This window comes from Bradyrhizobium sp. 21 (assembly GCF_023073335.1).
Classification (GTDB): domain Bacteria; phylum Pseudomonadota; class Alphaproteobacteria; order Rhizobiales; family Xanthobacteraceae; genus Bradyrhizobium.
Genome location: NZ_JADPJG010000026.1, coordinates 99,996 through 125,493, shown reverse-complemented (window position 1 = coordinate 125,493; position 25,498 = coordinate 99,996). Strand labels below are relative to the sequence as shown.

The 25,498-nt window shown below is 63.5% G+C and carries 21 protein-coding genes and 1 tRNA gene; 12 read left to right on the top strand and 10 right to left on the bottom strand.

Annotated elements, in window-relative coordinates:
• Positions 1–592: 592 nt before the first annotated feature.
• From IVB31_RS21790 to IVB31_RS21780, 3 genes are read left to right on the top strand one after another with little or no spacing between them, the layout of a single operon-like run.
• Positions 593–1,042: a hypothetical protein gene (locus tag IVB31_RS21790; RefSeq protein WP_247327070.1), complete on the top strand. Its 450-nt coding sequence runs from the start codon at positions 593–595 to the stop codon at positions 1,040–1,042.
• Between the two features lie 3 nt (positions 1,043–1,045).
• Positions 1,046–1,537: a hypothetical protein gene (locus IVB31_RS21785; RefSeq protein ID WP_247327068.1), complete on the top strand. Its 492-nt coding sequence runs from the start codon at positions 1,046–1,048 to the stop codon at positions 1,535–1,537.
• 44 nt (positions 1,538–1,581) lie between these two features.
• Entirely contained in the window at positions 1,582–2,661 is a 1,080-nt protein-coding gene (locus IVB31_RS21780) for a protein-glutamine glutaminase family protein (protein ID WP_247327066.1), read from the top strand.
• Positions 2,662–2,889: 228 nt separating this feature from the next.
• Here the strand turns inward: IVB31_RS21780 and IVB31_RS21775 are convergent, their stop codons facing one another.
• Positions 2,890–3,108 (bottom strand): DUF3126 family protein, encoded by a 219-nt coding sequence (locus IVB31_RS21775; RefSeq protein ID WP_007602550.1) that lies wholly within the window; start codon positions 3,106–3,108, stop codon positions 2,890–2,892.
• Between the two features lie 123 nt (positions 3,109–3,231).
• Positions 3,232–4,056, bottom strand: coding sequence for a serine O-acetyltransferase (gene cysE, locus IVB31_RS21770; RefSeq protein WP_247327064.1), 825 nt, complete (start codon positions 4,054–4,056; stop codon positions 3,232–3,234).
• A 276-nt stretch (positions 4,057–4,332) separates the two neighbouring features.
• On the opposite strand from cysE, the gene IVB31_RS21765 reads away from it, so the two are divergent.
• Positions 4,333–5,691 carry a hypothetical protein gene (locus tag IVB31_RS21765; protein ID WP_247327061.1) on the top strand — a complete coding sequence of 453 codons (1,359 nt, stop codon included), beginning with the start codon at positions 4,333–4,335 and terminating at the stop codon, positions 5,689–5,691.
• A gap of 1,010 nt (positions 5,692–6,701) precedes the next feature.
• Here IVB31_RS21765 and IVB31_RS21760 read toward each other — a convergent pair.
• On the bottom strand, positions 6,702–7,457 hold the full coding sequence (locus IVB31_RS21760) for an alpha/beta hydrolase (protein ID WP_247327058.1): 756 nt from the start codon (positions 7,455–7,457) through the stop codon (positions 6,702–6,704).
• Positions 7,458–7,493: 36 nt separating this feature from the next.
• A complete protein-coding gene (locus tag IVB31_RS21755; RefSeq protein ID WP_247327055.1) occupies positions 7,494–8,630 on the bottom strand; it encodes a hypothetical protein in 1,137 nt (378 codons plus the stop codon).
• A gap of 306 nt (positions 8,631–8,936) precedes the next feature.
• On the opposite strand from IVB31_RS21755, the gene IVB31_RS21750 reads away from it, so the two are divergent.
• Positions 8,937–9,182, top strand: a complete 246-nt coding sequence (locus IVB31_RS21750) for a zinc-finger domain-containing protein (RefSeq protein WP_007602543.1) — start codon at positions 8,937–8,939, stop codon at positions 9,180–9,182.
• A 19-nt stretch (positions 9,183–9,201) separates the two neighbouring features.
• A complete protein-coding gene (locus IVB31_RS21745) occupies positions 9,202–10,404 on the top strand; it encodes an FAD-dependent monooxygenase (protein ID WP_247327052.1) in 1,203 nt (400 codons plus the stop codon).
• A 99-nt stretch (positions 10,405–10,503) separates the two neighbouring features.
• Here IVB31_RS21745 and IVB31_RS21740 read toward each other — a convergent pair whose 3' ends face one another.
• Complete coding sequence (locus tag IVB31_RS21740) at positions 10,504–10,947, bottom strand: twin-arginine translocation pathway signal (protein ID WP_247327048.1); 444 nt, start codon at positions 10,945–10,947, stop codon at positions 10,504–10,506.
• Between the two features lie 173 nt (positions 10,948–11,120).
• On the opposite strand from IVB31_RS21740, the gene IVB31_RS21735 reads away from it, so the two are divergent.
• Positions 11,121–11,209: transfer RNA gene (locus tag IVB31_RS21735), tRNA-Leu, on the top strand.
• A 161-nt stretch (positions 11,210–11,370) separates the two neighbouring features.
• Here IVB31_RS21735 and IVB31_RS21730 read toward each other — a convergent pair.
• Positions 11,371–12,306: a hypothetical protein gene (locus IVB31_RS21730; protein WP_247327044.1), complete on the bottom strand. Its 936-nt coding sequence runs from the start codon at positions 12,304–12,306 to the stop codon at positions 11,371–11,373.
• 362 nt (positions 12,307–12,668) lie between these two features.
• Positions 12,669–15,044, bottom strand: a complete 2,376-nt coding sequence (locus IVB31_RS21725; RefSeq protein ID WP_247327041.1) for a glucose/quinate/shikimate family membrane-bound PQQ-dependent dehydrogenase — start codon at positions 15,042–15,044, stop codon at positions 12,669–12,671.
• Between the two features lie 324 nt (positions 15,045–15,368).
• Between IVB31_RS21725 and IVB31_RS21720 the strand changes: the two genes are divergently transcribed.
• Entirely contained in the window at positions 15,369–16,619 is a 1,251-nt protein-coding gene (locus IVB31_RS21720) for a multidrug effflux MFS transporter (protein ID WP_247327039.1), read from the top strand.
• 204 nt (positions 16,620–16,823) lie between these two features.
• Here IVB31_RS21720 and IVB31_RS21715 read toward each other — a convergent pair whose 3' ends face one another.
• The 3 genes from IVB31_RS21715 to IVB31_RS21705 form a co-directional block, all read right to left on the bottom strand.
• Positions 16,824–16,982, bottom strand: coding sequence for a hypothetical protein (locus tag IVB31_RS21715; RefSeq protein ID WP_247327037.1), 159 nt, complete (start codon positions 16,980–16,982; stop codon positions 16,824–16,826).
• A gap of 11 nt (positions 16,983–16,993) precedes the next feature.
• On the bottom strand, positions 16,994–18,631 hold the full coding sequence (locus IVB31_RS21710; RefSeq protein WP_247327035.1) for an ABC transporter substrate-binding protein: 1,638 nt from the start codon (positions 18,629–18,631) through the stop codon (positions 16,994–16,996).
• Between the two features lie 115 nt (positions 18,632–18,746).
• The gene (locus IVB31_RS21705; protein ID WP_247327033.1) at positions 18,747–20,357 is read right to left on the bottom strand and encodes an ABC transporter substrate-binding protein; all 1,611 of its coding nucleotides are present in this window, start codon (positions 20,355–20,357) and stop codon (positions 18,747–18,749) included.
• A gap of 269 nt (positions 20,358–20,626) precedes the next feature.
• Between IVB31_RS21705 and IVB31_RS21700 the strand changes: the two genes are divergently transcribed.
• The 4 genes from IVB31_RS21700 (at position 20,627) to IVB31_RS21685 (ending at position 25,417) form a co-directional block, all read left to right on the top strand.
• Positions 20,627–21,757 (top strand): M20/M25/M40 family metallo-hydrolase, encoded by a 1,131-nt coding sequence (locus IVB31_RS21700; protein ID WP_247327031.1) that lies wholly within the window; start codon positions 20,627–20,629, stop codon positions 21,755–21,757.
• 147 nt (positions 21,758–21,904) lie between these two features.
• Positions 21,905–22,846, top strand: coding sequence for an ABC transporter permease (locus IVB31_RS21695; RefSeq protein ID WP_247327029.1), 942 nt, complete (start codon positions 21,905–21,907; stop codon positions 22,844–22,846).
• A gap of 19 nt (positions 22,847–22,865) precedes the next feature.
• Positions 22,866–23,753 (top strand): ABC transporter permease, encoded by an 888-nt coding sequence (locus IVB31_RS21690; protein ID WP_247327026.1) that lies wholly within the window; start codon positions 22,866–22,868, stop codon positions 23,751–23,753.
• 14 nt (positions 23,754–23,767) lie between these two features.
• Positions 23,768–25,417: an ABC transporter ATP-binding protein gene (locus IVB31_RS21685; protein WP_247327681.1), complete on the top strand. Its 1,650-nt coding sequence runs from the start codon at positions 23,768–23,770 to the stop codon at positions 25,415–25,417.
• Positions 25,418–25,498 lie beyond the last annotated feature (81 nt).

Sequence of the window (25,498 nt, the reverse complement as noted above, 5' to 3'; positions counted from 1 at the left end):
GCAACCGGCACCGCAACCACAACCGGCTCCCGCGCCCCAACCCGCACCGCAACCCGCGCCCGCTCCGCAGCCTGCACCAGTTCCGCAGCCACAACCGCAGCCCCAGCCTCAACCGCAGCCCCAGCCTCAGCCTCAGCCTCAGCCTCAGCCTCAGCCTCAGCCTCAGCCTCAGCCTCAGCCTCAGCCTCAGCCTCAACCAAACCCCAATGAAGACCCGCTCGACTGCAGTGGGGGCGCCGCCTGCCATCCCGCCGAGTGGGGGGACAAGATCATGGTCTCGATAAGGGACGGTTGGCACTTCGAACCGCAACCGGGCGGACCGCCTCTCCTCGTGCGTGATCCGGCACCTGCTCCGCAGCCTGGACCTCAACCTCAACCTCAACCTCAACCTCAACCTCAACCTCAACCGCAGCCGCAGCCGCAGCCGCAGCCGCAGCCGCAGCCCCAACCACAGCCGCAGCCCCAACCACAGCCGCAACCACAGCCGCAACCGCATCCAGGGCCAGCGCCGGTCCCGACGCCCGGCCCAGCGCCCACGCCCGGTCCGGCGCCAACGCCGCACAATTCGTTCAACCAGGCTCCTGGTGTGCGCATGTCCAACACGATGACCGCGCGAATGAACCGGATCGGTACTGCGTACACGGCGCGCACTGGACGAATGTTATTCGTGACGAGCGGCACGCGTGGTCCCGCCGAGCAGGCGAGAGCGATGTTCGACCGGTTCAGCCGAAACGCGCCGGGCCCCCACTACAGCAATCAGCACGCGTTCAACCAGATCAGGCGGGCCTATGATGCCGGCAGGAATGCCGGTCACTCCAATCAGCAGATCGTGCAGGAGATGACCGGTGTTATCCAGACCCAGGTAGATGGCGGCGCCTTCATCTCGCGGCACATGCAGGATGGCGGCGTTGATATTCGGACCAGATTGGGCGCAATGACGACGGCCGACCAGCAGGTACTGCGTGATATCGTCGTCAATCAAGAGCATGGCGAGATGCTTCCTGAGGACGACCACATTCATCTTCAATTTCCGGGTCATTGAACTATGACGGCCAGCAGAATGCCAAACACTCGAACCGGGCTCTCTCTCGCGATTGCGCTTGTCATTGCGGCCTCAACGAACGCATGGGCCGCCGACCAGGATTTGCCCGCCCGCGCCCCGCCGATCGACCAGCAAGGCATGCAGTGCGAACCGCTCCGCGTGAGGTCCGGTGATACGATCCATATGAGCATAGCGCCTGAGCATGGCGGCTATCTCGCGATCGAGAGCCCGACGAGGGAGCGCTTCTACATGGTGTTCCCGCAACCAGATCCGAGTTCGCCGGCACAACCTTCGATCCCCTGGGACATCTTCAGGCGCATGACCGACCTCTCGATCAAGGTCGGCGATGCACAAGGTTACCCGTCGAAAGGCAACGACACGCGGAAGGTCCCCATTTTCCGGCAGGCCGGGACCTACACGGTGATTGTCAGCAATCAACTGGAGACTGACGAACCGGTTCTCGATGGGTGGTGCAAGATCAACTTCAGGCCCTAGGGCGCCTCTCGCCCATTCGGCAAAAGCAAAGCGAGTACTCCGTCGTGCCAGATCCCATCGTCATCGTCGATACGGTTGCTCAGATCCGCCAACAAGCGGGGGGTCGATCGGCGGCACAAACCTCGCCCGCTCACCACGAGGTGCAGTTTGACGGCGGTTCCACCGCGCTTCTGAATCCCGTTGACGCGAAGACGCCGGCGCTGATCGACCTTCTTCAAGATCTCCGCACGGGTGGTCATCCCGTTTATGTCGAGCTGGATCCATCGTCGCGCGTCGTAAACCGGGTGCTTTTGCCGATCGTCGTCAACGTTACCGGCATAGCGGCGCTGCCTTCAGGTGATCTCGATGTCAGCCTCATGATCTCGCACGCGAGACATTTCCTTCGGCGCAGTCATCCGAAATTCGGTCAATTCGCCGCGGTGTTGAACCAGGCGCTGGCGGGCAGAAGCTCGGTCGCCGTCGCCGAAGACGACGATCACAACATCGTCGACGTGAGGCCCTCAAGCCCTTTCGTTCCGTCAGCCAGTCGTAGCCTCGCCAAGGGCGGACTGGCCGACTCAAAACTGACCGCGCCGGCGACCACAATCAGCCTGCAGCAGGCAACGGAGCTGTTCGCGCTCGTCAGCGGCCAGTCGTGCAATCCGCTAGCGATCACGACGACCTGCATCCCGTTCCTGTATCCCGATGATGGTTGCTGGGCACGAGCGCACGAGATGAGCAGGCTCATGATTGCCCGCGGCGTCCGGCCGAACAAGAGGTGGATCTATGGGCGGCTGCACGTTCAGACGCGGAACAAACCCAACTGCGCCCAGGACTGGGGCTGGCACGTCGCACCGACGCTGCAAGTGCAAATGGGCGGGGGCACGCAAACCATGGTCATCGATCCATCGATGTTCACGATCCCCGTGCCTGATCCGGTTTGGCGAGGTGCGCAAAACGATGCCACCGCCGTTTTTGCGACAACCGACGCCTCGATCTTCTACCGATCGCTGAACGGCGAAGTCAGCACCGATCCGACCTACGCCGGAACGACACAAGTCCTCGCACAGTTCCGGGCACAACTGAAATTGAGAACCGCAACGGTCGGGCCGCCGCCTTACGCGAACTGTACCGCGCTCGTCTAAACCGCGACGAGATTCGTCGCATTCCGTACCGGTGAGAGGCGCAATCCAGCGGTCGCCGAATTCGTCAGAGAGCTTCAAGCGGTGCCATCTTCGATCACTGCTCGGCAGTGACGTGCCGTTCGCAGTCATGATGTCGAAAGAGCGCGCCTCGATCTTCGATGCGCGCCCCTTCGGACTCGGCACAGCGTGAGCAAAAGGCAGGAGCCTCGCTGGCGTTGGCGTCGAAGACTATTCCTGATCGACGAGATCGTCCTCGAGGATCGCCATCTGAAACTGGAACGAGCGATCGTCGTCCTCGTCGTCGACGAAGAGCACACCAATGAACTCTTCGCCGATATAGACCTCGGCGGAATCGTCCTTCTTCGGCCGCGGCACGACGCGAATCTTGGGATTGCCGAACACGCGCTTCAAATACGCGTCGAGCTTTCTGACTTCTTTGACGTCCACGGCAAGTCTCCGATCAAAATTGGTCGGCGGGTTTTAGGACGAGACGCACCGAACCGCCAGCATGAATTGCCAAAGAATTTAGGGACGAAAAGGGCCGAAGAATCCGGCCCTTAGCTCGCGAGCCTAGAGTCCCATCGCGTTGATCATCTGATCCATGGTGCGCGACGGCTCGGCACATCCGGCTTCGCCGACGATCTTGGCGGGTACGCCCGCGACCGTGACGTTGTGCGGCACGGGCTTGACCACCACCGAGCCCGCCGCGATGCGCGCGCAATGGCCGATCTCGATGTTGCCGAGGATCTTTGCGCCGGCGCCGATCAGGACGCCGTGGCGGATTTTCGGATGGCGATCCTCGTTCTCCTTGCCGGTGCCGCCGAGCGTGACGCCGTGCAGGATCGAGACGTCGTCCTCGATCACCGCCGTCTCACCGCAGACGAAGCCGGTGGCGTGGTCGAGGAAAATGCCGCGGCCGATGCGCGCGGCGGGATTGATGTCGGTCTGGAACACCGCAGACGCGCGGCTCTGGAGATAATACGCGAAATCCTTGCGGCCCTTCAGCCACAGCCAATGCGCGAGGCGATGGGTCTGGATGGCGTGAAAGCCCTTGAAGTAGAGCAAGGGGTCGATGAAGCGCGAGGTGGCGGGGTCGCGATCGTAGACGGCGACGAGATCGGCGCGAAACGCGTTGCCGAGATCCGGGTCTTCGCGCAGCGCCTCGTCAAAAGTCTGGCGTACGAGATCGCCCGACAGCGCAGAGTGATCGAGCCGGTCGGCGACACGATGTATCACCGCATCTTCCAGGCGGCTGTGATGCAGCACCGTCGAATAGATGAAGGTCGCAAGCTCGGGCTCGCGGTGGACGATGTCCTCCGCTTCGCCGCGGATCCGATCCCAGATCGGATCAAGCGTTGCGAGCTTTCCTCCCGGATTGACCTGATGCACTGCCATGAGAACTGCTCTTTCGAATTGGCTCGTTTTGCTGGCTCTATAACACAGTCTAGGCGACAAAGTCCCGACGGGCTTGCCTGAGAGTGAACAGTGCGTTGCCCCGCCAAAGCATGCCAACGCGTTGAATCGCAACAGTTTCTTCTGACGACCCCAAGCGGCAAGGTCGGCTCAAAATGGTCAGGGTTTTGCCAAATTCAAGCCGGAGGGCGTCAAACTATTGGTGAATTCCGCCTCAACGGTCATTGCGGGCATGGTCCGAGGGAGGACGGAGCGGATTTGAGCATCACCACCGATCAATTGCGCGCGGGCGCCGCTGGCTCATTCTGGCTGCGGCTGGCCGCGATGGCCCTGCCGCTCCTGATGATCGCGCCGGCGCTCTGGAACGGCTATCCGCTGTTGCAATGGGATACCGGCGGCTATCTGGCGCGCTGGTACGAGGGCTATCTCGTCCCGAGCCGCTCCACCGTGTTCGGCCTCTATCTGCATTATGGCGAGAGTTTTGGTTTCTGGACCAACCTCGCGGTCCAGTCGCTGGCGACGCTATGGCTGTTGCAACTCACGCTCCGCGTGCTCGGCCTGATGCGGACGTTCCGCTTCGTCGCAATCAGCCTGCTCCTGATTCTGTCGACCGCGCTGCCCTGGCTCGCCAGCATGCTGCTCACCGACATCTTTGCAGGATTGGGGGTGCTGTCGCTGTTCCTGCTGGTCGTCGGTGGACAGCGGACCTCGGCGCTCGAAAAAATCTCGCTGTTCGTCTTCACCGCCTTTGCCGCCGCGACCCACAGCGCCACGCTCGGCGTGCTGCTCGGACTCTGCGTCGCCGGCTGGATGGCACGGCCGCTGCTGGGGCGCCGGCTCCCGGTCGCCGGCTTGGTCCAAGCGAGCCTGACCATCGTCGCGGGCGGGCTGATGCTGGTGACTGCCAACCATGCGCTGTCGGGCAAATGGGACTGGACGCCCGGCGGCTACGGCGTCGCCTTCGGCCGCATGATGCAGGACGGCATCGTCGCGCGTTATCTCGGCGATCACTGTCCGCGCGAGAAATTCAAGCTGTGTCCGTACCGCAATGAACTGCCGGCCAGCGCCGACGAGTTCCTGTGGGGCAAGAGCATGTTCAACACGCTCGGCCGCTTCGAAGGCATGAACGACGAGATGAGCTATATCGTCGCGCATTCCCTCGCCGACTATCCGGCATGGCAGGCCGGCGCAGCCTTGAAAGCCATGGGCCGGCAATTGCTGCATGTGGCCACCGGCGAAGGCACCAATGGCTGGATCCCACACACCTATGGCATCATCGAGCGCTACATCCCCGCACAGGTCGCGCCGATGCGCGCGGCGCGTCAGCAGCATTGGGCCGTCAATTTCGACGACGTCAACTGGCTGCACGTACCCGTCGCGCTGGCCTCGATGCTGGCGCTGGTCGCGCTGCTCGCGCATGCGCTCGCGAACCGCCGGCTCGACGATCTGACGCTGCTGGCCGCGACCGTCACGCTGGCCCTGCTCGGCAACGCCTTCATCTGCGGCGTGATCTCGGGCCCGCACGACCGTTACGGCGCTCGAATGGTGTGGGTTGCGACCTTCGTGGTGCTGATGGCGCTGGCACGCCGCTTTAGGGATGACGTCAAAGCGCAGTGAGAGGAGATGACGTGTCGTCGCGGTTCTCGTTGAGGCATGACCTGCGCGCCGACGCGTACTCAACCCACCCGGGCACCATCATGTTGGGCGGGGCCTCCCGCCCCCGCATGCTAATGGCGGGAAGCCGCATTTTGTTTTTCGAGCCGCGCGGCAGATATTTCTGCGTCCCAACCGTCACTCGCAACTTCCCCGATCGAGCCTCCGAGCACTATTGCGGCCGCTATCGGCCAAACCGCTGCCATTACTATGGTGCCAGCGATACGTTGATCTGCGCCGGGCCGATTGTAGCTTTGCATTCCCGTGATCGCGAAGGTCGTAACAATGAAGCCGACCGCGTAATACTTGAGCCACTTCACTTCGAATACCTCCAAGCTGTGGTCGTTAGTGGCGGCTCCCTCTGGTTTGGTTCGATGGCATCGAGCTCCACTAAGGTGAGGCAGCAGGTAACTTCCCGCCGCTGAACCTTAGCCGAAATACCCTGAACCTTGCCTGATGTCGGCTAACACCGGGAGAACTGCCGCGGGGCCGCGCTCATTCGACCGCCGCTTGTGATACCATAGCGGACTTGCTCAGTTCATGGAAAATTGAGCATTCGGCCTGTTGACCGCAAGTCTATCAGGCCGCGACACCGCAAGACGCGCTTGCGCGGGGCGAACAGATGGCGGCCGATGGGATGCAAGACGTCTGGATCATTGATCAGGGTCCCCACGGCGTTATTTCGAGCCTCGACACTTTGCGATACGCGCTCAAAGACCTCGGCCAGCCGAACAAGCCGGAACACGGTGACGCTAACTCTCTAGCAGGCACGACTGACGGACGGCTGATGTCGCATATTGGTCCCATAGCCGACTTACCTTCCCGCTTCACTATGACGTCTCACCACCGGCTACGGCGACCTCCAAACCTCTGTGCATGAAGGAGTGAACGGTTGCCCCCGAAGAGATTGTCCGGCCCCGTGGGATGGGCCATTTCAAGATGATCGGACAACAAACTCACCAGACAGCACTGCCTCAGCTACGACGTGAGAGGAAATCGAGCACGCCTGTCTTGTAGACCTTGTCGCCGACCGCGCGCATGTGGTCGCGGCCGGGAATATCGAGCACCTCAGAGCCGGGAATGATGGTGCCGAGTGCGCTGGCGGATCCCGCAACGTCGTCGGTCGAGCCAACCGCGATCAGCACGGGCACCTCGATGCGCGCAGCTTGCTCCTTTGTCATGAGATCACGCGTGCCGCGCAAGCAGGCGGCGAGCGCGCGGCGGTCGGAACGGGTCTGGTCCGCAAATGCACGAAACGTGCGGCCGACGGGATCGGTGACGTCGTCGAGCGAGGGCGCCTCCAGCGCCTTGGCCACGTTCTCGCCGGGCCCGCTGCCCTCTATCAGGCCGCCGATGCCGATGCCGCCAAGGATCGCCGAGCGCAGGCGCTGCGGCGCGTTGAGGCCGAGCCAAGCCGTCATCCGACCGCCCATCGAATAGCCCATGATGTCGGCCTGCGGGATGGCGAGATGATCCATCAGCGCGAGCACGTCGCCGGCCATGGTCGGAATCGAGTACTGCGCCGGCTCGTAGAGCTTTGCGCTTTCGCCGTGGCCGCGATTGTCGAGCGCAACGACGCGGCGGCCGTTCTTCCGCAGCTCCGAGACCCAGGTCGGATAGACCCAGTTCACGTTCTTGCTGGAGGCAAAGCCGTGCACCAGGATGATCGGATCGCCCTCGCCTTCGTCGAGATAGGCAATTTCAACGGCGCCGCTGTGAAAGCTCGGCATCATCAGTTCCGCAATTCTTGAGGGGAAGGATTGATCTTAGGCCGAGATGACCGAGTTCGCCAGAGCGGCTTCGGCGGCGATCCGGGCCCGGCGAAGTCGCCGCGCCCGGTTGCGATCGCACCAGGCCTGGGTCAGGCGCTCCGTCATAGCCTTGACCGACGACAACAGGCCGAACAGCGTCAGGGCCGCACCGAACAGCCAGAGTGCGAGATCGAACGCTCCACCGATCAGCAGCAGCGCGCCGCGGCCGAGCAGCTTCATGATCGCGCGGGTCTTTCCGCCCTGCGCTTCCGCGAGCCGCGCCGCGCGCGCGACGTCCTTGGGGCCGTCGGCGATGCGTAAGGTATCCATCGCGCCGCGCGTGCCGGTCTTCTCGACAACACGCGTGACATCCTTGCCGAGCCGGACCAGCGCGCCGGCCTTCTCGGCGCGGAACGCAGCCTTGATCGCGCTGACGGTCTCGCCGGGACGGAACACCGACCCCTTGGCGACGGCGTTCTGGAGCATCGGTGTATCGACGACCTCGCGCGCGGACCGGCCGGCCCATGCCGCGAGCCCCTCGCCGAGCCGCCCCACCTTGCGCGCGTCCTTCACCAGCGTCAGCCCGGCACGAACAGGCGCGGCACCGCCGACGGAGACGTAGGTCACGGCCGTGACCGCTAGGCCCGCGGTCGCAAGGCCCAGCACCAGGCGATCGGTCTCCTCGCCCATGGCGAGGTGCTTGCCTTCGCGTACGACGTCCCTGATGTCGCCGATCACGAAGAGATCGCCGGCCACGGTTCCCGACAGGCTCGCAACATCGTCCGCGTTGCCGGTGACGAGCCCCGTGGCAAATCGCTTTGCGAAATGCGAGGTCGAGTTTTCCTCTTTGAGCGCATCGCTCACGCGGCTGAGGAGGTCGTCAGGCAGCGCGATGTTGCGGTCGCGCGCCAACACGACAAAGCTGTCGGCGAGATCGGCATCGCCCGCTGCGAGCGCGGCCTCGATGTTATCCTGGATCAGGCGGTCGTTGTTCCGCAGCAGCCCGTCCAGCCTGATGTCGGAGAGCGCGGCGGGATCGTCCTGGACGGTCAGAATCGCGCCGGCCTCGCGGGCATGCGGCGCTACCTGCGCGAGCATGAAGCTGCACGCCGCGATACCGGTCAACGCTGTGCTGATTCGCAGCCACTTCATGCCAAAAGCCTGGACGGTCCCGAGATCGTTGACGCCTGACGGTTCGTCTTTCGCCGCAATTACGCTCGTCCACAGACATAGTATGCCGGAATTGCGACACAACGTCCCCGACGAAAGAAGGGCTTCTCTCAGGCCGCAAGATTGTGTCGAATTTGCATGAGCAAACGAGCATGGGGCAATTGCGGAGCTTTCGGTTCCGCTGGACTAGCAATCATCTGCACCCGCCAGTATGGTCCGCGGCGCCTCAATAATGCCGCGTCAGCTGTGATTGTGTCTGCCGCCATTGCCACTCCAGGATGAGTTACGATGTCCGACCATGTCGTCCCGCACTTCCATAACGATGCCGGTGTCCCCGTCATCGAGATCGGCTCGCAAGAGTTCATGTGCGTGGGCGCCAACCCTCCGTTCGATCATCCGCACGTCTTCCTCGACCTCGGCAACGACAACGAGATCATCTGCCCCTACTGCTCGACGCTGTACCGCTTCGCAGCCGACCTGAAGGCGGGCGAAGCCCGTCCGCCGGAATGCGTCCTGAAGGACAAGGTGGCCTGACCGCCCCTGTCGGTCAGGGATGGCGCTCTCCCGAACGATTGTCATCGCCGGTGCCGGGATAGGCGGACTGACGGCCGCGCTCGCGCTCGCGGCCCGCGGCTTCCGCGTCGTCGTGCTGGAAAAGGCCGAGCGGCTAGAGGACGTCGGCGCCGGCCTGCAACTCTCCCCCAATGCCAGCCGCGTGCTGATCGAGCTCGGCCTCACCGAGCGCCTCAAGCTGCGCGTCGTGATCCCGGAGGCGGTCTCGATCATGAGTGCGCGGGCCGGCGGTGAACTTTTGCGCATGCCGCTGGGAGAAGCCGCCACCGCGCGCGTCGGCGCCCCCTATTGGGTGGTGCACCGCGCCGACCTGCAATCCGCGCTCGCCGGCGCAGTCGCCGAGCATCCCGACATCGACCTGAAACTCGGCGCGACCTTCGAAGACGTCGCGCCTCACGCCAGGGGGCTGACGGTCGTCCATCGCAGCGGCACGATTCGCCGCAGCGATCTCGCCAGCGCGCTGATCGGCGCCGACGGCATCTGGTCGACGGTACGCCAGCATTTGTTTCCCGAGGTGCAGCCGCGCTTCTCCGGGCTGATCGCCTGGCGCGGCACGCTCGATGCCACGCAACTGCCGAAGGACTACACCGCGCGCCGGGTCCAGCTCTGGATGGGCCCGAACGCCCATCTCGTCGCCTATCCGATCGCGGGCGGACGCCAGATCAACGTGGTCGCGGTGCTGCCGGGCACCTGGAACAGGCCGGGCTGGAGCACGCCCGGCGATCCCTTCGAGGTGATGGACGCCTTCGCCGCGCCGCGCTGGCCGCCGCCGGCGCGCATGATGCTCGCCACGGTCGATAGCTGGCGGAAATGGGCTCTCTTTGGCGTGCCCGACGACTGCCCCTGGAGCAAAGGCCCGGTCGCGCTGCTCGGCGACGCCGTGCATGCGATGCTGCCGTTTGCGGCCCAGGGAGCCGGCATGGCAATCGAGGATGCCGCCGTGCTGGCGCAGCATCTGAGCCTCGAGGCCGCCGAGAGCACCGCGGGCATCACTGCGGCGCTGAGACAATACGGCCGTGCGCGCCAGCCGCGCGTGCGGCAGGTGCAGCGGACCGCGCGGCATCAGGGCCGCATCTATCATCTCAGCGGGCCGCTCGCCTTCGCGCGCGATCTTGCCGTCCGCGCGCTCGGCCCGGACCGCATGCTGGCGCGGCAGGACTGGATCTACGAATGGCGGGCGTAGAGCATGATCCGGAAAAGTGTGCAGCGGTTTTCGTCGCGAAAAATGCGGAACGCGTTTGCGCGGAGATGATGCTCAAACGCAGCCTAAAGCGCCCCATCGTCAGTTGACGGCGCCACCGGACTTCGGCCTGGACGGCTTGGCGGCAACTGCCGGTGCGGGCGGAGCCGCCGGCTTAACGGGCGGCTCGGCCGCCTCCATGTCGCTCTCGCGGCACCTGTTCTTGTGCCAGGTCTCCTCCAGCAGCTTCTGCTGTCCCCGCGCGCCGATGTAGTCGTTGCGATAGGCAAGCTCGACCACCACGGCACCGCCCGCCCCGGTCTCGGCTTTGGCCATCAGCCGCTCGAGATCGCCGACGCGCTTGACGAGATTTTTGCGCTCGGGTGCGAGCTGCTTGCAATCCCAGAGCTCATAGCGGCCCGGATCGACGAAGGCCGGGCTGATGGTGTCGCTGACGCTCGCGCAGCCGCCGAGCGCGGCGCAGAGCAAGCCCAGCGGAAGCAGCGTGCGCACAGGGCGAGAGCGGGAGAGAAACGAAACGGGCATGCCGGATGAATAGTCCCCGTGGATTGAGAATGCCTAAAGCAGCAACAGATGTCCGGATTGAGGCTTTGCCTTGTGCGGCCGGCTCGCTTAAGGAAGAGCCGCCCCTCCGGCCCACCAAGCGCCAATTCCAGACGGCCGGAAAGGGACTTAAGCGATTGATCTCGTTGGATCAAGCGGGCATGGCGGAATTGGTAGACGCAAGGGACTTAAAATCCCTCGGTGCGCAAGCGCTGTGCCGGTTCGACCCCGGCTGCCCGCACCACGAGAGCCAACGGGGCCTAGCCCGGTGGCAGAACCAGGAAACAGACGAGCGATCATGAGCTGTCCGAGGCCGGCTCGTGAAGGCTTTGCTGGAGATCGACCTCAGGGTCGGCGAGCACGGCATAGTTAGGCACAACCACCGATGCAGCCTTCGAACGTCAATCACAACGCTTTGAAATCTATCTCGAAGAAATAGGTTTCCAGCCCTTTTGCCCCGGAGCTTGCCCTCCATGACTTCAAGGTGAAATTCTGCCGAAATTCTGCGTTGCCCGAACTATTCGAGAAAATGATGAAACTGTCAGGCTCGTTCGCCACGGGCGTCCCGACGATTCCAATATGCCCGCTTACATTTGCCTTTGTAGGCGACACGATGATCATCCCGGGCTTTACGCTCTCGATGGAGCGCTGAATGTGGCGCGATTTCAAGACCTCGAAGGTTTCAATAATGCTCAACGCGTTATCGCCGTTTGCAGAGCCACTGATTGCCTTTCCAAGTGCAACGCGCACGACCTCGTTGACCGACCAAGCCCCAGCAAGATGTCCTCCAGCCGTTCCGGGCACATTGGCCGTGGAATATCCGACAAACGAGGACGCTGTTTCCAACACCTTTGGATTGACCTGGTCTTGAGCAGTAGGAGGCTGGCCGGGTGGTCGCCGCTCTAAAGGGGCAGATACGGTTGGTGGCGGTGGCGTAATAGAAGGATACTGGCTCGCGTTCAATTTGGCGATTTTGCCGCCCTTGTCCTGGATGAAGCCCGCATCAAGAAAGAATTGAAGATTTCGAACGGCCTCATCGCGATCCGGTGTCTCGATGGCCCTCAGGATGAGCTTCGTCTCAAATTCCTGCCTCGCCAGTTCGGCAGTTGCCGTTTGTTTCTGTCGCTCGATCTCTAGATCACCGTCAACTTTGGTTTTCTCAATGCTGAGCGCTGTCGAGGACTTTCCCGCCTCAACGTCGCGGGTTGTCATTGATTGAATGAACGCGCCACCAATGGCGCTGACAACCGCTAGAACTGCTGCCGCAACGGTCGCTTGCGCTGCGGTGAACGCGGGGCCACGTTCTCGTGGAGCTGGTGACTGGGACTGCGCGTCGCTCATTGTCGCCTCGTACAGCGGGTGTCCTGAGGAGATGCTGGCGTTCGTTTTGGGAAGAAAGTCGGCCGCTTGAGTGGCAGATTGCCGGGCGGGCTGTTTTAGCGTGCAGGTTGAAGGCCATGCAAGTGCCCAATCGGGTCTCCTTTGACCGTGAATTGGCAAAACTCACTTGGCGCGTCAGTTTTATGGCGGGTCAGTTTTCGGCGGGAATCGCGCAGGGACATCATTCGACGCAAGCGACTTAAATCCCTCGGGGCGCAAGCGCTGTGACGGTTCGACCCCGGCTGCCCGCACCACAAGAGCTGACGGCGCGAACCGCGCCATCAGCGTGACCCGGACGATGCACCCATGTCGACCTCCCGCGTTCAATCCTTCAACGCGTAGGCGATGACGTAATCGCCGCGCTTGGTGCCGAACGAGCCATGACCGCCGGCCGCGGTGACGACATATTGCTTGCCGTCGGCCTCGTAGCTCATCGGCGTCGACTGGGCACCGGCCGGCAAGCGGTCTTCCCAGAGCACGTTGCCATTGCGCACGTCGTAAGCCCGGATCGTGTACTCGTAGGTGCCGGTGTAGAATGCGACCCCGCCTGCGGTCGTGATCGGTCCACCCAGCATCGGCACGCCCATTCTGAAGGGAAGAGGCAGCGGCGTGGTGTCCCTGATGGTGCCGTTGGGATGCTGCCAGACAATTTTCATCGTCCTGAGATCGATTGCGGCCATCGAGCCCCAGGGCGGCCGGTAGCACGGCACGGACAACGGCGAGAGAAAGCTCGATATATCCACCCCGAACGGGGTGCCGTACATCGGCTGCGTCCCGATCTCGCTGCCGACCGGCTTCTCGGCCGTCGGCGCGGGAGGATTGAGGGGGCCGCGCGGAATGAGCCTCGAGACGAAGGGCAGCGACATCGGGTTGGCGATGGCGATCTGTCTCACGGGATCGACCGCGATGCCGCCCCATTCAAACATGCCGAGATTGCCCGGGAATACCAGCGTGCCCTGCAACGACGGCGGCGTGAACGTGCCCTCGTAACGCAGTCGATGGAACGCGATCCGGCACAACAGCTGGTCGAAGATCGTGCCGCCCCACATATCAGCGCCGGTCAGCTTCGCCTCCGGCCGGAATGTCAGTTCGGAAAACGGCTGCGTCGGCGCAGTGCGGTCGCCGGGCGCGGCGCCCTGCGGCACGGTGCGTTCCGGCGCCGGCACGATCAGTTCGCCGCTCCTGCGGTCGAGCACGAACAAATTGCCCACCTTGGTCGGCTGGATGATCGCGGGCACAATGCCCTTGGCCGTCATCACATCGACCAGGCTCGGTTGCGAGGGAACATCCATGTCCCATAGGTCGTGATGCACGGTCTGGTACGACCAGGCGCGCTTGCCGGTGTTGATGTCCAGCGCAACGATGGAGCTGGAATAGCGCTCGACGAGCGCATTGCGGTTGCCGCCCCAGATATCGGGACCGTTGTTGCCGGTGGGGATAAAGACGAGGTTGAGCTTCGGGTCGAACGCGGCGGAGATCCACGAATTCGGCGATCCGTTGGTGTAGTGGCGGGCCGGCGACGGCAGCGCGTTCTCATCCGGCGCGCCGGAGTCCCATGCCCAGACCAGCTTGCCGGTATCGACATCGAAGCCGCGGACGACGCCCGACGGCACGTCGACCGCATAATTGTCGATGACCGCGGCGGCAACGACCAGGATCCTGTCACTGACGACCGGCGGCGACGTCGGCTCGAAAAAGCCCGTCGTCGTGATCCCCATGCCTTCCTGCAGGTTGAGGGTGCCGTGATCGCCGAAGCCGTCGCAGAGCTTGCCGCTGTCGGCATCGAGAGCGATCATGCGTCCATCATTGACCGGCAGGAAGATCCGCCGGGGACATTCGGCGGGCGCGGCACCACCGCTGCTGTTTGCGGCCCCCGCGGCCGCTTCATGATAAGAGACCCCGCGGCAGGTCATATGCTGGAACGTCTTGTTGAACGTCAGCTTGGGATCGTACCTCCAGCGCTCGGTGCCGGTCCTGGCATCGATCGCAAACAGGACCTGGTGCTGCGAGCAGAGATAGAGCGTATCGCGCACCTTGATCGGGGTAACCTCGAAGGTCGTCTCGCCGGAATCGTTGGACGTCGCCACGTCGCCGGTGCGGAAGGTCCAGGCGACCTCGAGCCTGCCGACATTAGCAGGCGTGATCTGCTTCAGCGGCGAATAGCGCTGTCCGAACTGGGTGCGTCCATACGCACGCCAATCGCCATCCGGCTGCGGGTCGGCTTCACTTTGCGGGACCGCAGAACCGGACTCCGCGATCGTGCCGTTGATGTCGTGATCACTGGAGAACAGCCCGATCACGAGCACCACCGAGGCCAGCACAATGGCGGCCCAGAGCGGCGCCGTTGCATTTCGGTACGACACCCGCTCGTTTTGTACGAGCCCACGGACGATCGCCGGCGTGAGAAGCCAAAGCGCCATCGGGAAGACGACGTCGCCACGCGCGGCGAGCGGCCACCAGTCGAATTGCACCTCGTAGACGGCCCACGCCAGCGTGCCGGCCAGCACGATTGCAAACAGCCATAGCGCAGATCGGCGCTGCGTCATGAGCAGCGCGGCCGTGAGCAGAATGCCGGCACCGAGGATCACGTAGAAGATCGAACCGCCCAACGCGACAAGCCAGATGCCGCCGGCCGCGAGGACCAGGCCGATCAAGCCATAAATGATACCCGTGACGAGGACCGCCCTGGATCGCTGCATGGTCGCTCCCTGTACGAACAAGGGACCGGGCCTGCGCCGAGCAACCGCAACAGACCGTCCGCTTTCGACGACTTTCGTCCAATCAACGGTCACTCACAACCATCAGATGCTGGCGAACCAATGGCATTCGAATCGGTTCGGCAAGCCTGCCGTGCCAGCTAAGTCAGGCCGCCGGCACTCGTCATCGATGTCGCGGTCCCAAAGCGGCGGCTTCTTCACCAATTGTTGTCCGTTTCGGCGCCGCCTGCCAGCCATCCCGAAACATGGGTTGTGCAACGCAGCATCGACGATAGATAAGGCTTCTGAATTTCAGAGGTGAGCTTCTTGTCCGACGTCAATGCCGACGATTGGGTGTCCGCGGGACACCGCCCTATGGGTTTTCCCGAATTCGTCATCGTGATCGCGTCCATCATGGCGCTGAACCCCCTTGCGATGGACATGATGCTCCCGGCGCTGCCCAATATCGGCGCGGCTTTCAACATCCCCGTCGCCAACCATCTTCAGCTGGTGCTGTCGACCTTCCTGATCGGCTTCGGCACCGGCCAGTTCGTCATGGGCCCGCTGTCGGACCGTTTCGGGCGCCGCCCGGTGCTGCTCGGCGGCATGGCGGTCTATGCGGTGGCAAGCGTGCTGGCGGTCGCCGCGCCCTCGTTCGAGACGCTGCTGCTGGCGCGCGCGCTCCAGGGCTTCGGTACCTCGGCGACACGTGTCATCGCCACTTCGATCGTGCGCGATTGTTACGTCGGCCGGCGCATGGCGAGCGTGATGTCGCTTGCGATGATGATATTCATCGCCGTGCCCGTCATCGCACCCTCCTTCGGACAGGCGGTGCTGCTGGTGACGCAATGGCGCGGCATCTTCGTCGTGCTGATGCTCTACGGTCTGCTCGCGCTGGCGTGGAGCGTGTGGCGGCTGCCGGAAACGCTGCCCGAGTCGGGACGCAGGTCGCTTGCACCCGCCGACGTGCTCTCGGCCTTTCGCCAGACCGTCACCAACCGCCAGACCATCGGATATGCGACGGCCGCCGGAAGCGTCATGGGCGCGCTGTTCGCCTACGTGTTCTCCGCGCAGCAGGTGTTCACCGGCATCTATCACCTCGGCCATTATTTCCCACTCGCCTTCGCTGCGATCGCGGCCGGGACCGCCATTGCCGGCTTCCTCAACGCCAGATTTGTCGGGACCCTCGGCATGCGCGTGATCTCGCACGGCGCGCTGATGCTCTACACCGCGGTGGCCGGTGTGATGCTGCTGACGGAAAGCCTCGGCATGCTGCCGCTCGCCTTGTTCATGGCGCTCTCCGCCCTGATGATGTTCTCCTTCGGCATGATGGTCGCCAACTTCACCGCACTCGCCATGGAGCCGCAGGGCCACATCGCCGGCACGGCGTCCTCGCTCTACGGCTCGATTACGACATTGATCGGAATCGTGGTGGGCATGGCCATCGGCCAGAGCTTCGACGGCACGCTGCTGCCGTTTTCGCTCGGCTTCTTCCTGTCGACGCTTGCGGCGCTTGCGATCGTGCTGGTGGTGGAGAGGGGGCGGCTGTTCAAGCCGCATCATCGCCCCACCGCATGAGGAACTTCGCGGCGCTCTCGATGTTGTACTGCAACAATCTGAAAAGGCGCTTCAATGGAACCGGAACACCGCAAAGACCACGACGCCGCGGAGCGTGCGAAGACGGAACGCAAACCGTCCAGCACCGAGAAGGCCGCCTTCACCTTGCCATTCGCGAGCGAAGGGCTCGAGCGGGTCCGCGACAGCCATTGCTGAGCGGGACGCCTATTCCGCCGCGCGCTTGCTGGCACTGAAATCATTCGCGGCGCTTTCTGGCACCGTGCCGCTTCCACGGGGCGGCACCATCATCACAATCACTTCCCGCGACAGACCGGGCCGCGTGAGATAAACGGCAGCGGTGCCGCAAGATGATCCGCGCGGCATGCGCCGTCTCCTTACTCGGTCTTGTCGATGTTCCAGAACACCGGGGTGGCTGGGCCGTCGAGCACGCCGGTCAGCGACTTGCGCCAGGCGCTGGGCGACAGATACTGGCCTAGCGGCATGTAGAGCACCTGATCGTAGGCTTCCTTCTGGATCTCGGTCGCGATCTTCTTCTGCTCGTCGAGCGAGGCAGCGCGAACGAAGGTGTCCTTGAGTTGCTCGATCTTGGCGTCCTCCGGCCACCCGAACCAACCGCCCTTCTTGCCCTGCCCGCCGACAGCGACGTTGGAGATCGGGTTGGAGGCGTCGGCGCTGACCCAGTTGGTGATGAACATGTTCCAGCCGCCCTCCTTCGGCGGCTTCATGCTGGCGCGCCGGCTCACCACGGTTTGCCAGTCGGTCGCCTGCAGATCGACCTTGAAGCCGGCTTCGCGCAGTTGCTGGGCCACCACGATCGGCTGAGCCTTCAGCGTCAGCACATCGCCCGGCGCCATCAGCACGATTGGTGTCCCGTCGTAACCGGACTCGGCGAGCGCCTTCCGGGCCGCAGCAATGTCGCCGCCCTTCGCCAGCGTCTCGCCGCCAACCTCCGTCGCGAACGGCGTGTCGCAGATGAAGGCTGCGGCGCAAGTCTTGTAATATTTGGGATTGCCGATCAGCGCATCGAGCACGTCCTGCTGCTTGATCGCCAGGAACGCCGCGCGGCGGACCTTGACGTTATCGAAAGGCGGATGAAGGAAGTTCATCCGTGCGCCGGTCTGGAATCCGAACTTGTTCAAAATCTCGATTTTGAGGTCCTTGTCGGCTTCGATGGCGGGCAACATTTCGATGGCGGGAACTTCCATGAAATCGATGTCGCCCGACTGAAGCGCGTTCAACGCGGTCTGGGCGTCCGGCATCGTGATCCATTCGACGCGGTCAACCTTCACCACCTTGCCGCCGGCGGTCCAGCTCGCCGGCTCCTTGCGCGGCACATAATCGGTGTTCTTGACATAGATCGACTTCACCCCGGGCTGGAATTCAGCCTGCACGAACTTGAAGGGGCCGGAGCCGATCTGCTCGGGGATCTGCTTTTCCACCGGCGTCTCGGCGAGACGCTTCGGCATCATGAAGGCGACCCGCGAAGACGGCTTGCCGATCGATTCCAGCACGAGCGCGTACGGCTCCTTCAGCTTCAGCGTGATGGTCTTGGGGTCGGTCGCCTCGATGCTCGCGGTGAACAGCATCATCTGCTGCCCCATGCCATCGACAGCGGCCCAGCGCTTCAGCGAGGCAACGCAATCTTCCGCGGTGACCGGCGTACCGTCATGCCACTTCAGACCATCGCGCAGCGTGAAGGTGTAGGTCAGCTTGTCGTCGGAGATCGTCCAGTCCGCCATCTGCGGCTGGATCTTGAAGTTCGAATCCGTCGCGATGAGCGTGTCATAGACCATGTAGCCATGATCACGCGAAATATAGGCGCTGGTGAAGATCGGATCGAGGACACGCAGATCCGAATGCATCACGGCGGTAATGGTCTTGCCTGCGGCCAGAACTGGCGAGGCCAGCGCCGAAAGCGCCAGAACTGAAAGCGCCAGAACTGAAAGCGGCAAGGCCGGAAGCGCAGTTGTGGAGGCGAACGACCGACGCCCCCGACGCATGAGTTGGAACATTGAAGTTCTCCTGGCGAGCGACCGGCTGGCGGGCGGCGCCGCTGATGACAGCGACGCCGCGTGATGATCGGGACGCAAGGCGCGAGACACGCCCTGCCTTACTCGGACCTGGCCTTTACTCCGATTTGTCGATGTTCCAGAACAGCGGGGTCGCGGGACCGTCGAGCACGCCGGTCAGCGATTTGCGCCAGCCGCTCGGCAGGAGATACTGCCCCAGCGGGACGTAGATCACCTGCTCATAGGCTTCCGTCTGGATGTCAGCAGCGATCTTCTTCTGCTCGTCGATCGAGGACGCGCGGACGAAGGCGTCCTTGAGCTGCTCGATCTTTGCGTCCTCCGCCCAGCCGAACCAGCCGCCCTTCTTGCCTTGGCCGCCGATCGAGAGATTGGCGATCGGGTTGGAGACGTCGGCCGCGACCCAATTGGTGAAGAACATGTTCCAGCCGCCCTCCTTCGGCGGCTTCTGGCTGGCGCGGCGGCTCACCACCGTCTGCCAATCGGTCGCTTGCAGGTCGACCTTGAAGCCGGCCTCGCGCAACAACTGGGCCGCAACGATCGGCTGCGCCTTGAGCGTCGTGACATCGCCAGGCGCCATGACCACGACCGGGGTGCCGTCATAGCCGGACTCCGCGAGCGCCTTCTTGGCTTCCGCCATGCCGTTGCCCTTGACCAGGGTCTCTGCGCCGATTTCAGTCGCGAGCGGCGTATCGCACACGAAGAAGGCGCCACAGACCTTCTGATATTTGGCGTTGCCGATAAGCGCGTCGAGAACGTCCTTCTGGTTCATCGCCAGAAAGGCCGCACGCCGCACTTTCACGTTGTCGAACGGCGGATAAAGGAAATTCATCCGGCCGAGGGTCTGAAAACCGAACTTGTTCGAGACCTCGATCGTGATCTCCTTGTTCGCTTCCAGCAACGGGAGCATGTCGTAGGGCAGGTTTTCCACGAAGTCGATGTCGCCCGACTGCAGCGCGTTCACCGCTGTCTGCGAGTCCGGCATGGTGATCCATTCGACGCGATCGACCTTCACCAGCTTGCCGCCGGAGGTCCAGCTCGACGGCTCCTTGCGCGGCACGTAGTCGGTGTTCTTGACGTAGACCGCCTTCACGCCCGGCTGGAATTCCGACTGCACGAACTTGAAAGGACCCGATCCGATCTGCTCGGGGATCTGCTTGTCCGGCGGCGTTTCGGCAAGGCGCTTCGGCATCATGAAGGCGACGCGCGAGGACGGCTTGCCGATGGAGTCGAGCACGAGGCCGTAGGGCTCCTTCAGCTTCAAGGTGATGGTCTTGGCGTCGGTCGCCTCGATGCTCGCGGTGAAGTCCATGAGCTTCTGGCCCATTCCGTCGACCGCGGCCCAGCGCTTCAGCGAGGCGACGCAGTCCTCCGCCGTCACCGGCGCACCGTCATGCCACTTCAGGCCGTCGCGCAGTGTAAAGGTGTAGGTGAGCTTGTCGTCGGAGATCTTCCAGTCCGCCATCTGCGGCTGGATCTTGAAGTTCGAATCGGGGGCCAGCAGCGTGTCGTAGACCATGTAGCCATGGTCACGGGTGATGTAGGCCGTGGTGAAGATCGGATCGATGATGCGCAGATCCGAATGCATCACCGCCGTGATGGTCTTGCCGGCCGCAAGCACCGGCGAAGCCAGCGCGGTCGAGAGCGCGACGACCGACAGCGCAAGTTTGGAGGCGAACGCGCGAGGCCCCCGGCGCATGAAGTGGAACATCTAAAGTTTCTCCTGGCGTGAAACTGTTCAAAGGCAGGTTATTGGTTGAGCATCCGGTTCGTTCTTTAGGCGAACTAACCTCATGCAATGCCTTTATCTTTTGAGACTTGCAGACAGTGCCGAGCGCGTCAATCCAGTTTCGCTGCAAGCCCAAGCGGCGCACGCGCGGGCTCCACAAAGATCGGTTTAGCTCTACAACGCTCTCCGCTTATCCTGCCGGCCCCAATGCAATGCGCGTTCCATCTTTCGCAAGATTGAGAGACATTGAGATGAATCCAGCCAATCTTCCCTTCGATTCCGAAGCCATGCTGCAGGGTCTGCGCGGTTGGGTGGAATGCGAAAGCCCGACCTGGGACGCAGGCGCGGTCAACCGCATGCTCGATATCTCGGCGCGGGAGATGGCGGTCATGGGTGCGACGATCGAGCGCATCGCCGGCCGGCAGGGCTTTGGCGGCGTGATCCGCGCGCGCTTTCCGCATCCCAAGCAGGGCGAGCCGGGCATCCTGATCGCCGGTCACATGGATACCGTCCACCCGGTCGGCACCATCGAGAAGCTGAAATGGCGCCGCGAGGGCAGCAAGTGCTACGGACCCGGCATCTACGACATGAAGGGCGGCAACTATCTTTCGCTGGAGGCGATCCGGCAACTGGCCCGCGCCTCGTTCACGACGCCGCTGCCGATCACCGTGCTGTTCACGCCCGACGAGGAAGTCGGCACCCCCTCGACGCGCGATATCATCGAGGCGGAAGCCGCGCGCAACAAATACGTGCTGGTGCCCGAGCCTGGCCGCGCCGACAACGGGGTCACCACCGGACGTTACGCCATCGCACGCTTCAATCTCGAGGCGACGGGGCGGCCGAGCCACGCCGGCGCGACCCTGTCGGCTGGCCGCTCGGCGATTCGCGAAATGGCGCGGCAGATCCTCGCCATCGACGCGATGACGAGCGAGGACTGCACCTTTTCGGTCGGCATCGTGCACGGTGGTCAATGGGTCAATTGCGTTGCCACGACCGCCACCGGCGAAGCGCTTTCGATGGCCAAACGCCAGGCCGACCTCGATCGCGGCGTCGAGAGGATGCTGGCGTTGTCGGGTACAACCAATGATGTCACCTTCAAGGTGACGCGCGGCGTGACGCGTCCGGTGTGGGAACCGGATGCCGGCACCATGGCGCTGTACGAAAAGGCGCGCGGGATCGCCAAGTCACTTGGCGCCGAATTGCCGCATGCAAGCGCCGGCGGCGGCTCCGACGGCAATTTTACCGGCGCGATGGGCATTCCGACGCTCGACGGCCTGGGCGTGCGCGGAGGCAACGGCCACACGCTCGAAGAGTATATCGAGATCGAGAGCCTGGTCGAACGGGGCCGGCTGATGGCGGGGCTGCTCGCGACGCTGGCGTGACGACGCGCGCCTCGCCACCAAAACAAGTTGACCGCACTGCAAAAACCGTGACCCTGATGGCACGGGAATTGCTGAAATGTTAGGCTGATGGCAGAACCCGGTCTACGGTCACTGCCGCTGATTTGACTCTAATCTGACGGATGCCACTTGCTCGGATATCTCCTTCGCCGAATTTTCGCCGCCGTGCCCGTGATGGGCGTGGTGGCGCTGTTCGTATTCCTCCTGCTCCGCCTCACCCCGGGCGACCCCGCCGCCATTCTCGCCGGCGACAACGCCACGCCGGAACGGCTGGAGCGCATCCGCGCCTCGCTCGGCCTCAACGAGCCCCTGATCGTGCAGTTCGTCACCTGGGTGAACAAGCTGCTGCATGGCGATCTCGGGACCTCACTGATCTCCAACCTGCCCGTGATCAAGATGATCGGCCAGCGCGTCGAGCCGTCGATCTCGATTGCCCTGTCGACCATCGTCCTCGCCGTCATCGTCGCGGTCCCCTTGGGCGTGATCGCGGCATGGAAGCATGGCACCTGGATCGACCGCTTCGTAATGGGCCTGTCCGTGCTCGGCTTCTCGGTGCCGGTGTTCGTGGTCGGCTACATCCTGATCGAGGTCTTCGCGATCGACCTGCGCTGGGTGCCGGTGCAGGGCTTCCGCAGCATCTCGAACGGATTCGGACCGTTTTTCGAACGCATCATCCTGCCGACCTGCGCGCTGTCCTTCATCTACATCGCACTGATCGCGCGCATGACGCGCGCGGCGATGCTCGACGTATTGGGCGAAGATTACGTGCGAACGGCGCGTGCGAAGGGCATCAACGAGGTCGCCGTGATGATGCGCCATGCGCTGCGCAATGCTGCGGTGCCAGTGATCACCGTGATCGGTACCGGCTTTGCGCTTTTGATCTCCGGCGTCGTCGTCACCGAGAGCGTGTTCAACATTCCCGGCATCGGCCGCCTCACGGTGGATGCGGTGCTGGCGCGCGACTATCCGGTGATCCAGGCGATGATCCTACTGACGTCGTTGATCTATGTCGTCGTCAATCTCCTGATCGACGTCGCCTACACGCTGCTCGATCCCCGGATCCGGTACTGAGGCAAGGATAACAACAAGAATGTCGGTCGATACCCTTCCCCAGTCGTCCATTCCGATCACGTCGCCGCTGCGGCCGCGCTTCGGATTCCTTACCTCGACGCCCATCATCGCCACGGCAACGGTCTTGCTCGCGCTGATCGTGCTGATCTCGATCCTCGCGCCGCTGATTGCGCCGCATGATCCGATCCAGCTCGCGCCGTCGCAACGGCTCAAGCCCTCCTCGGCGCAGTTCCTGCTCGGCACCGATGCCTACGGCCGTGATCTCCTGTCGCGCGTCATGTATGGCGGACGCATCTCGCTGCTGATCGGCATCGGCTCGGCGATCCTGTCGATCGTCATTGGGCTGGCGATCGGCCTCGTCTCCGGCTTCTTCAAGCTGGTCGATGCCGTCCTGATGCGAGTCATGGACGGCCTGATGGCGATGCCGAGCATCCTGCTCGCAATCGCCGTGGTGTCGCTGTCCGGCGCCAGCCTCTGGACCGTGCTGATCGCGATCACTATCCCCGAGATCCCGCGCGTGGCGCGCCTGGTGCGCTCGGTGGTGCTGTCGGCGCGCGAAGAGCCCTACGTCGAGGCCGCGATCTCGGTCGGCTCGTCCCTGCCCAAGATCATGTGGCGGCATTTGATGCCGAACACGATCGCACCGCTGATCGTCCAGGGCACCTATGTCTGCGCCTCCGCGATTCTCACCGAGGCCATCCTATCCTTCCTCGGTGCCGGCATCTCGCCGGAGACGCCGACCTGGGGCAACATCATGGCCGAGGGGCGCCAGTATTTTCAGCTCAAGCCGACCCTGATCTTCTGGCCGGGCCTCTTTCTCTCGATCGCCATCCTCAGCATGAATTTGATCGGCGACGCCGCCCGCGACGCACTCGATCCCCGCATGAAGCAGCGGGAAGGGAAGTAATGAGCGATCAAGTGATGACCGACACCGTTCTCGACATCAGCAACCTCGTCGTCTCCATCGGCAAGAAGCCGAAGGGCGCGCACATCATCGACGGCATCTCGATCCAGGTGCGCAAGGGCGAGACGCTGTGCCTCGTCGGCGAAAGCGGCTCGGGCAAGTCGGTGACGTCGCTCACCACGATGGGCCTCTTGCCGAAGGGCACGCTGGTTCCGACAGCCGGCAGCGTCAAGCTGGTCGGCGAGGAGACCCTCACCGCGACCGACCGCCGCCTGCGCCAGCTCCGCGCCACGCAGATGGCGATGATCTTTCAGGAGCCAATGACGGCGCTCAATCCCGTGGTGCCGGTCGGCCGCCAGATCGACGAGGTCCTGCGCGCACACACCAATCTCGATGCGAAGGCGCGGAAGAAGCGCATCCTCGAGATGATGGAACAGGTGCGCCTGCCCCAGGTCGAGCGCATCTTCGCCTCCTACCCGCACCGTCTCTCCGGCGGCCAGCGCCAGCGCATCATGATCGCGATGGCGCTCGTGCTGGAGCCCAAGCTTCTCATTGCCGACGAGCCGACCACCGCGCTCGACGTCACCACGCAGAAGCAGATTTTGATGCTGATCCGCGACCTCCAGCGCGATCACGGCACCGCCGTGCTGTTCATCACCCACGACATGGGCGTGGTGGCCGAGATCGCCGACCGCGTCGCGGTGATGCGCCAGGGCCGGCTGGTCGAGACCGGCACGCTCGATTCGATCTTGCGCAATCCGACCATGGAATACACCCGCAACCTGCTCGCCGCGGTGCCGAGCCTGGTGCCACGCGCTCCACGTGAGGAGAGCAGAGAACCTGTGGTCCTGGAAGCCAACGAGCTCAGCAAGGTCTATCGCGAGCGCGCGTTCTTCGGCAAAGGCCGCGAGGTCGTCGCCGCCGACAAGGTCACGCTGACGCTGCGCAAGGGCCGCACGCTCGGCATCGTCGGCGAGAGCGGTTCAGGCAAATCGACGGTGGCGCGCTGTATCGTGCGGCTGATCGATCCGACCTCCGGCGGCGTGCGCCTGTCCGGCCGGGAGATCTCCGACATCTCGCGCCGCCTGCTGCAGCCGCACCGGCAAAAAATCCAGATCGTGTTTCAGGATCCCTACCGCTCGCTCAACCCGCGCGTCACAATCGGCGAGAGCATCGCGGAAGGCCCGATCAATTATGGCGTCTCACACGCCGATGCCATGAAGCGGGCGCGCGAACTCCTTGAACTGGTCGGCCTTCCCGCCGATGCCGTCTCGCGCTATCCGCACCAATTCTCCGGCGGCCAACGCCAGCGCATCGCCATTGCCCGCGCGCTCGCGCTGGATCCCGACGTGCTGGTCGCGGATGAAGCGGTCTCTGCGCTCGACGTCTCCGTGCAGGCGCAGGTGCTGGAACTGCTCGACGAGATTCAGAAGCGGCTCGGCATCGCCATCCTGTTCATCACCCACGATCTGCGCGTCGCAGCCCAGATTTGCGACGAGGTCGTGGTGATGCAGCACGGCCGCGTCGTCGAGCAGGGCCCGGCTGCCGAAGTGCTGACGCATCCGAAGGAGGCCTATACGAGAGCCTTGCTCGAGGCAGCGCCCGGCCGGGGCTGGGACTTTGCGAACTTCCGCCCTGTGGCAGAAGGTGTGGCGGCCACGCTCTAACGACATCCTCCAGTGTCGTCCCGGCGAAGGCCGGGACCCATACCGCGAGGTCTATCCATCGCGTGCAGCGCTAATCCCGAA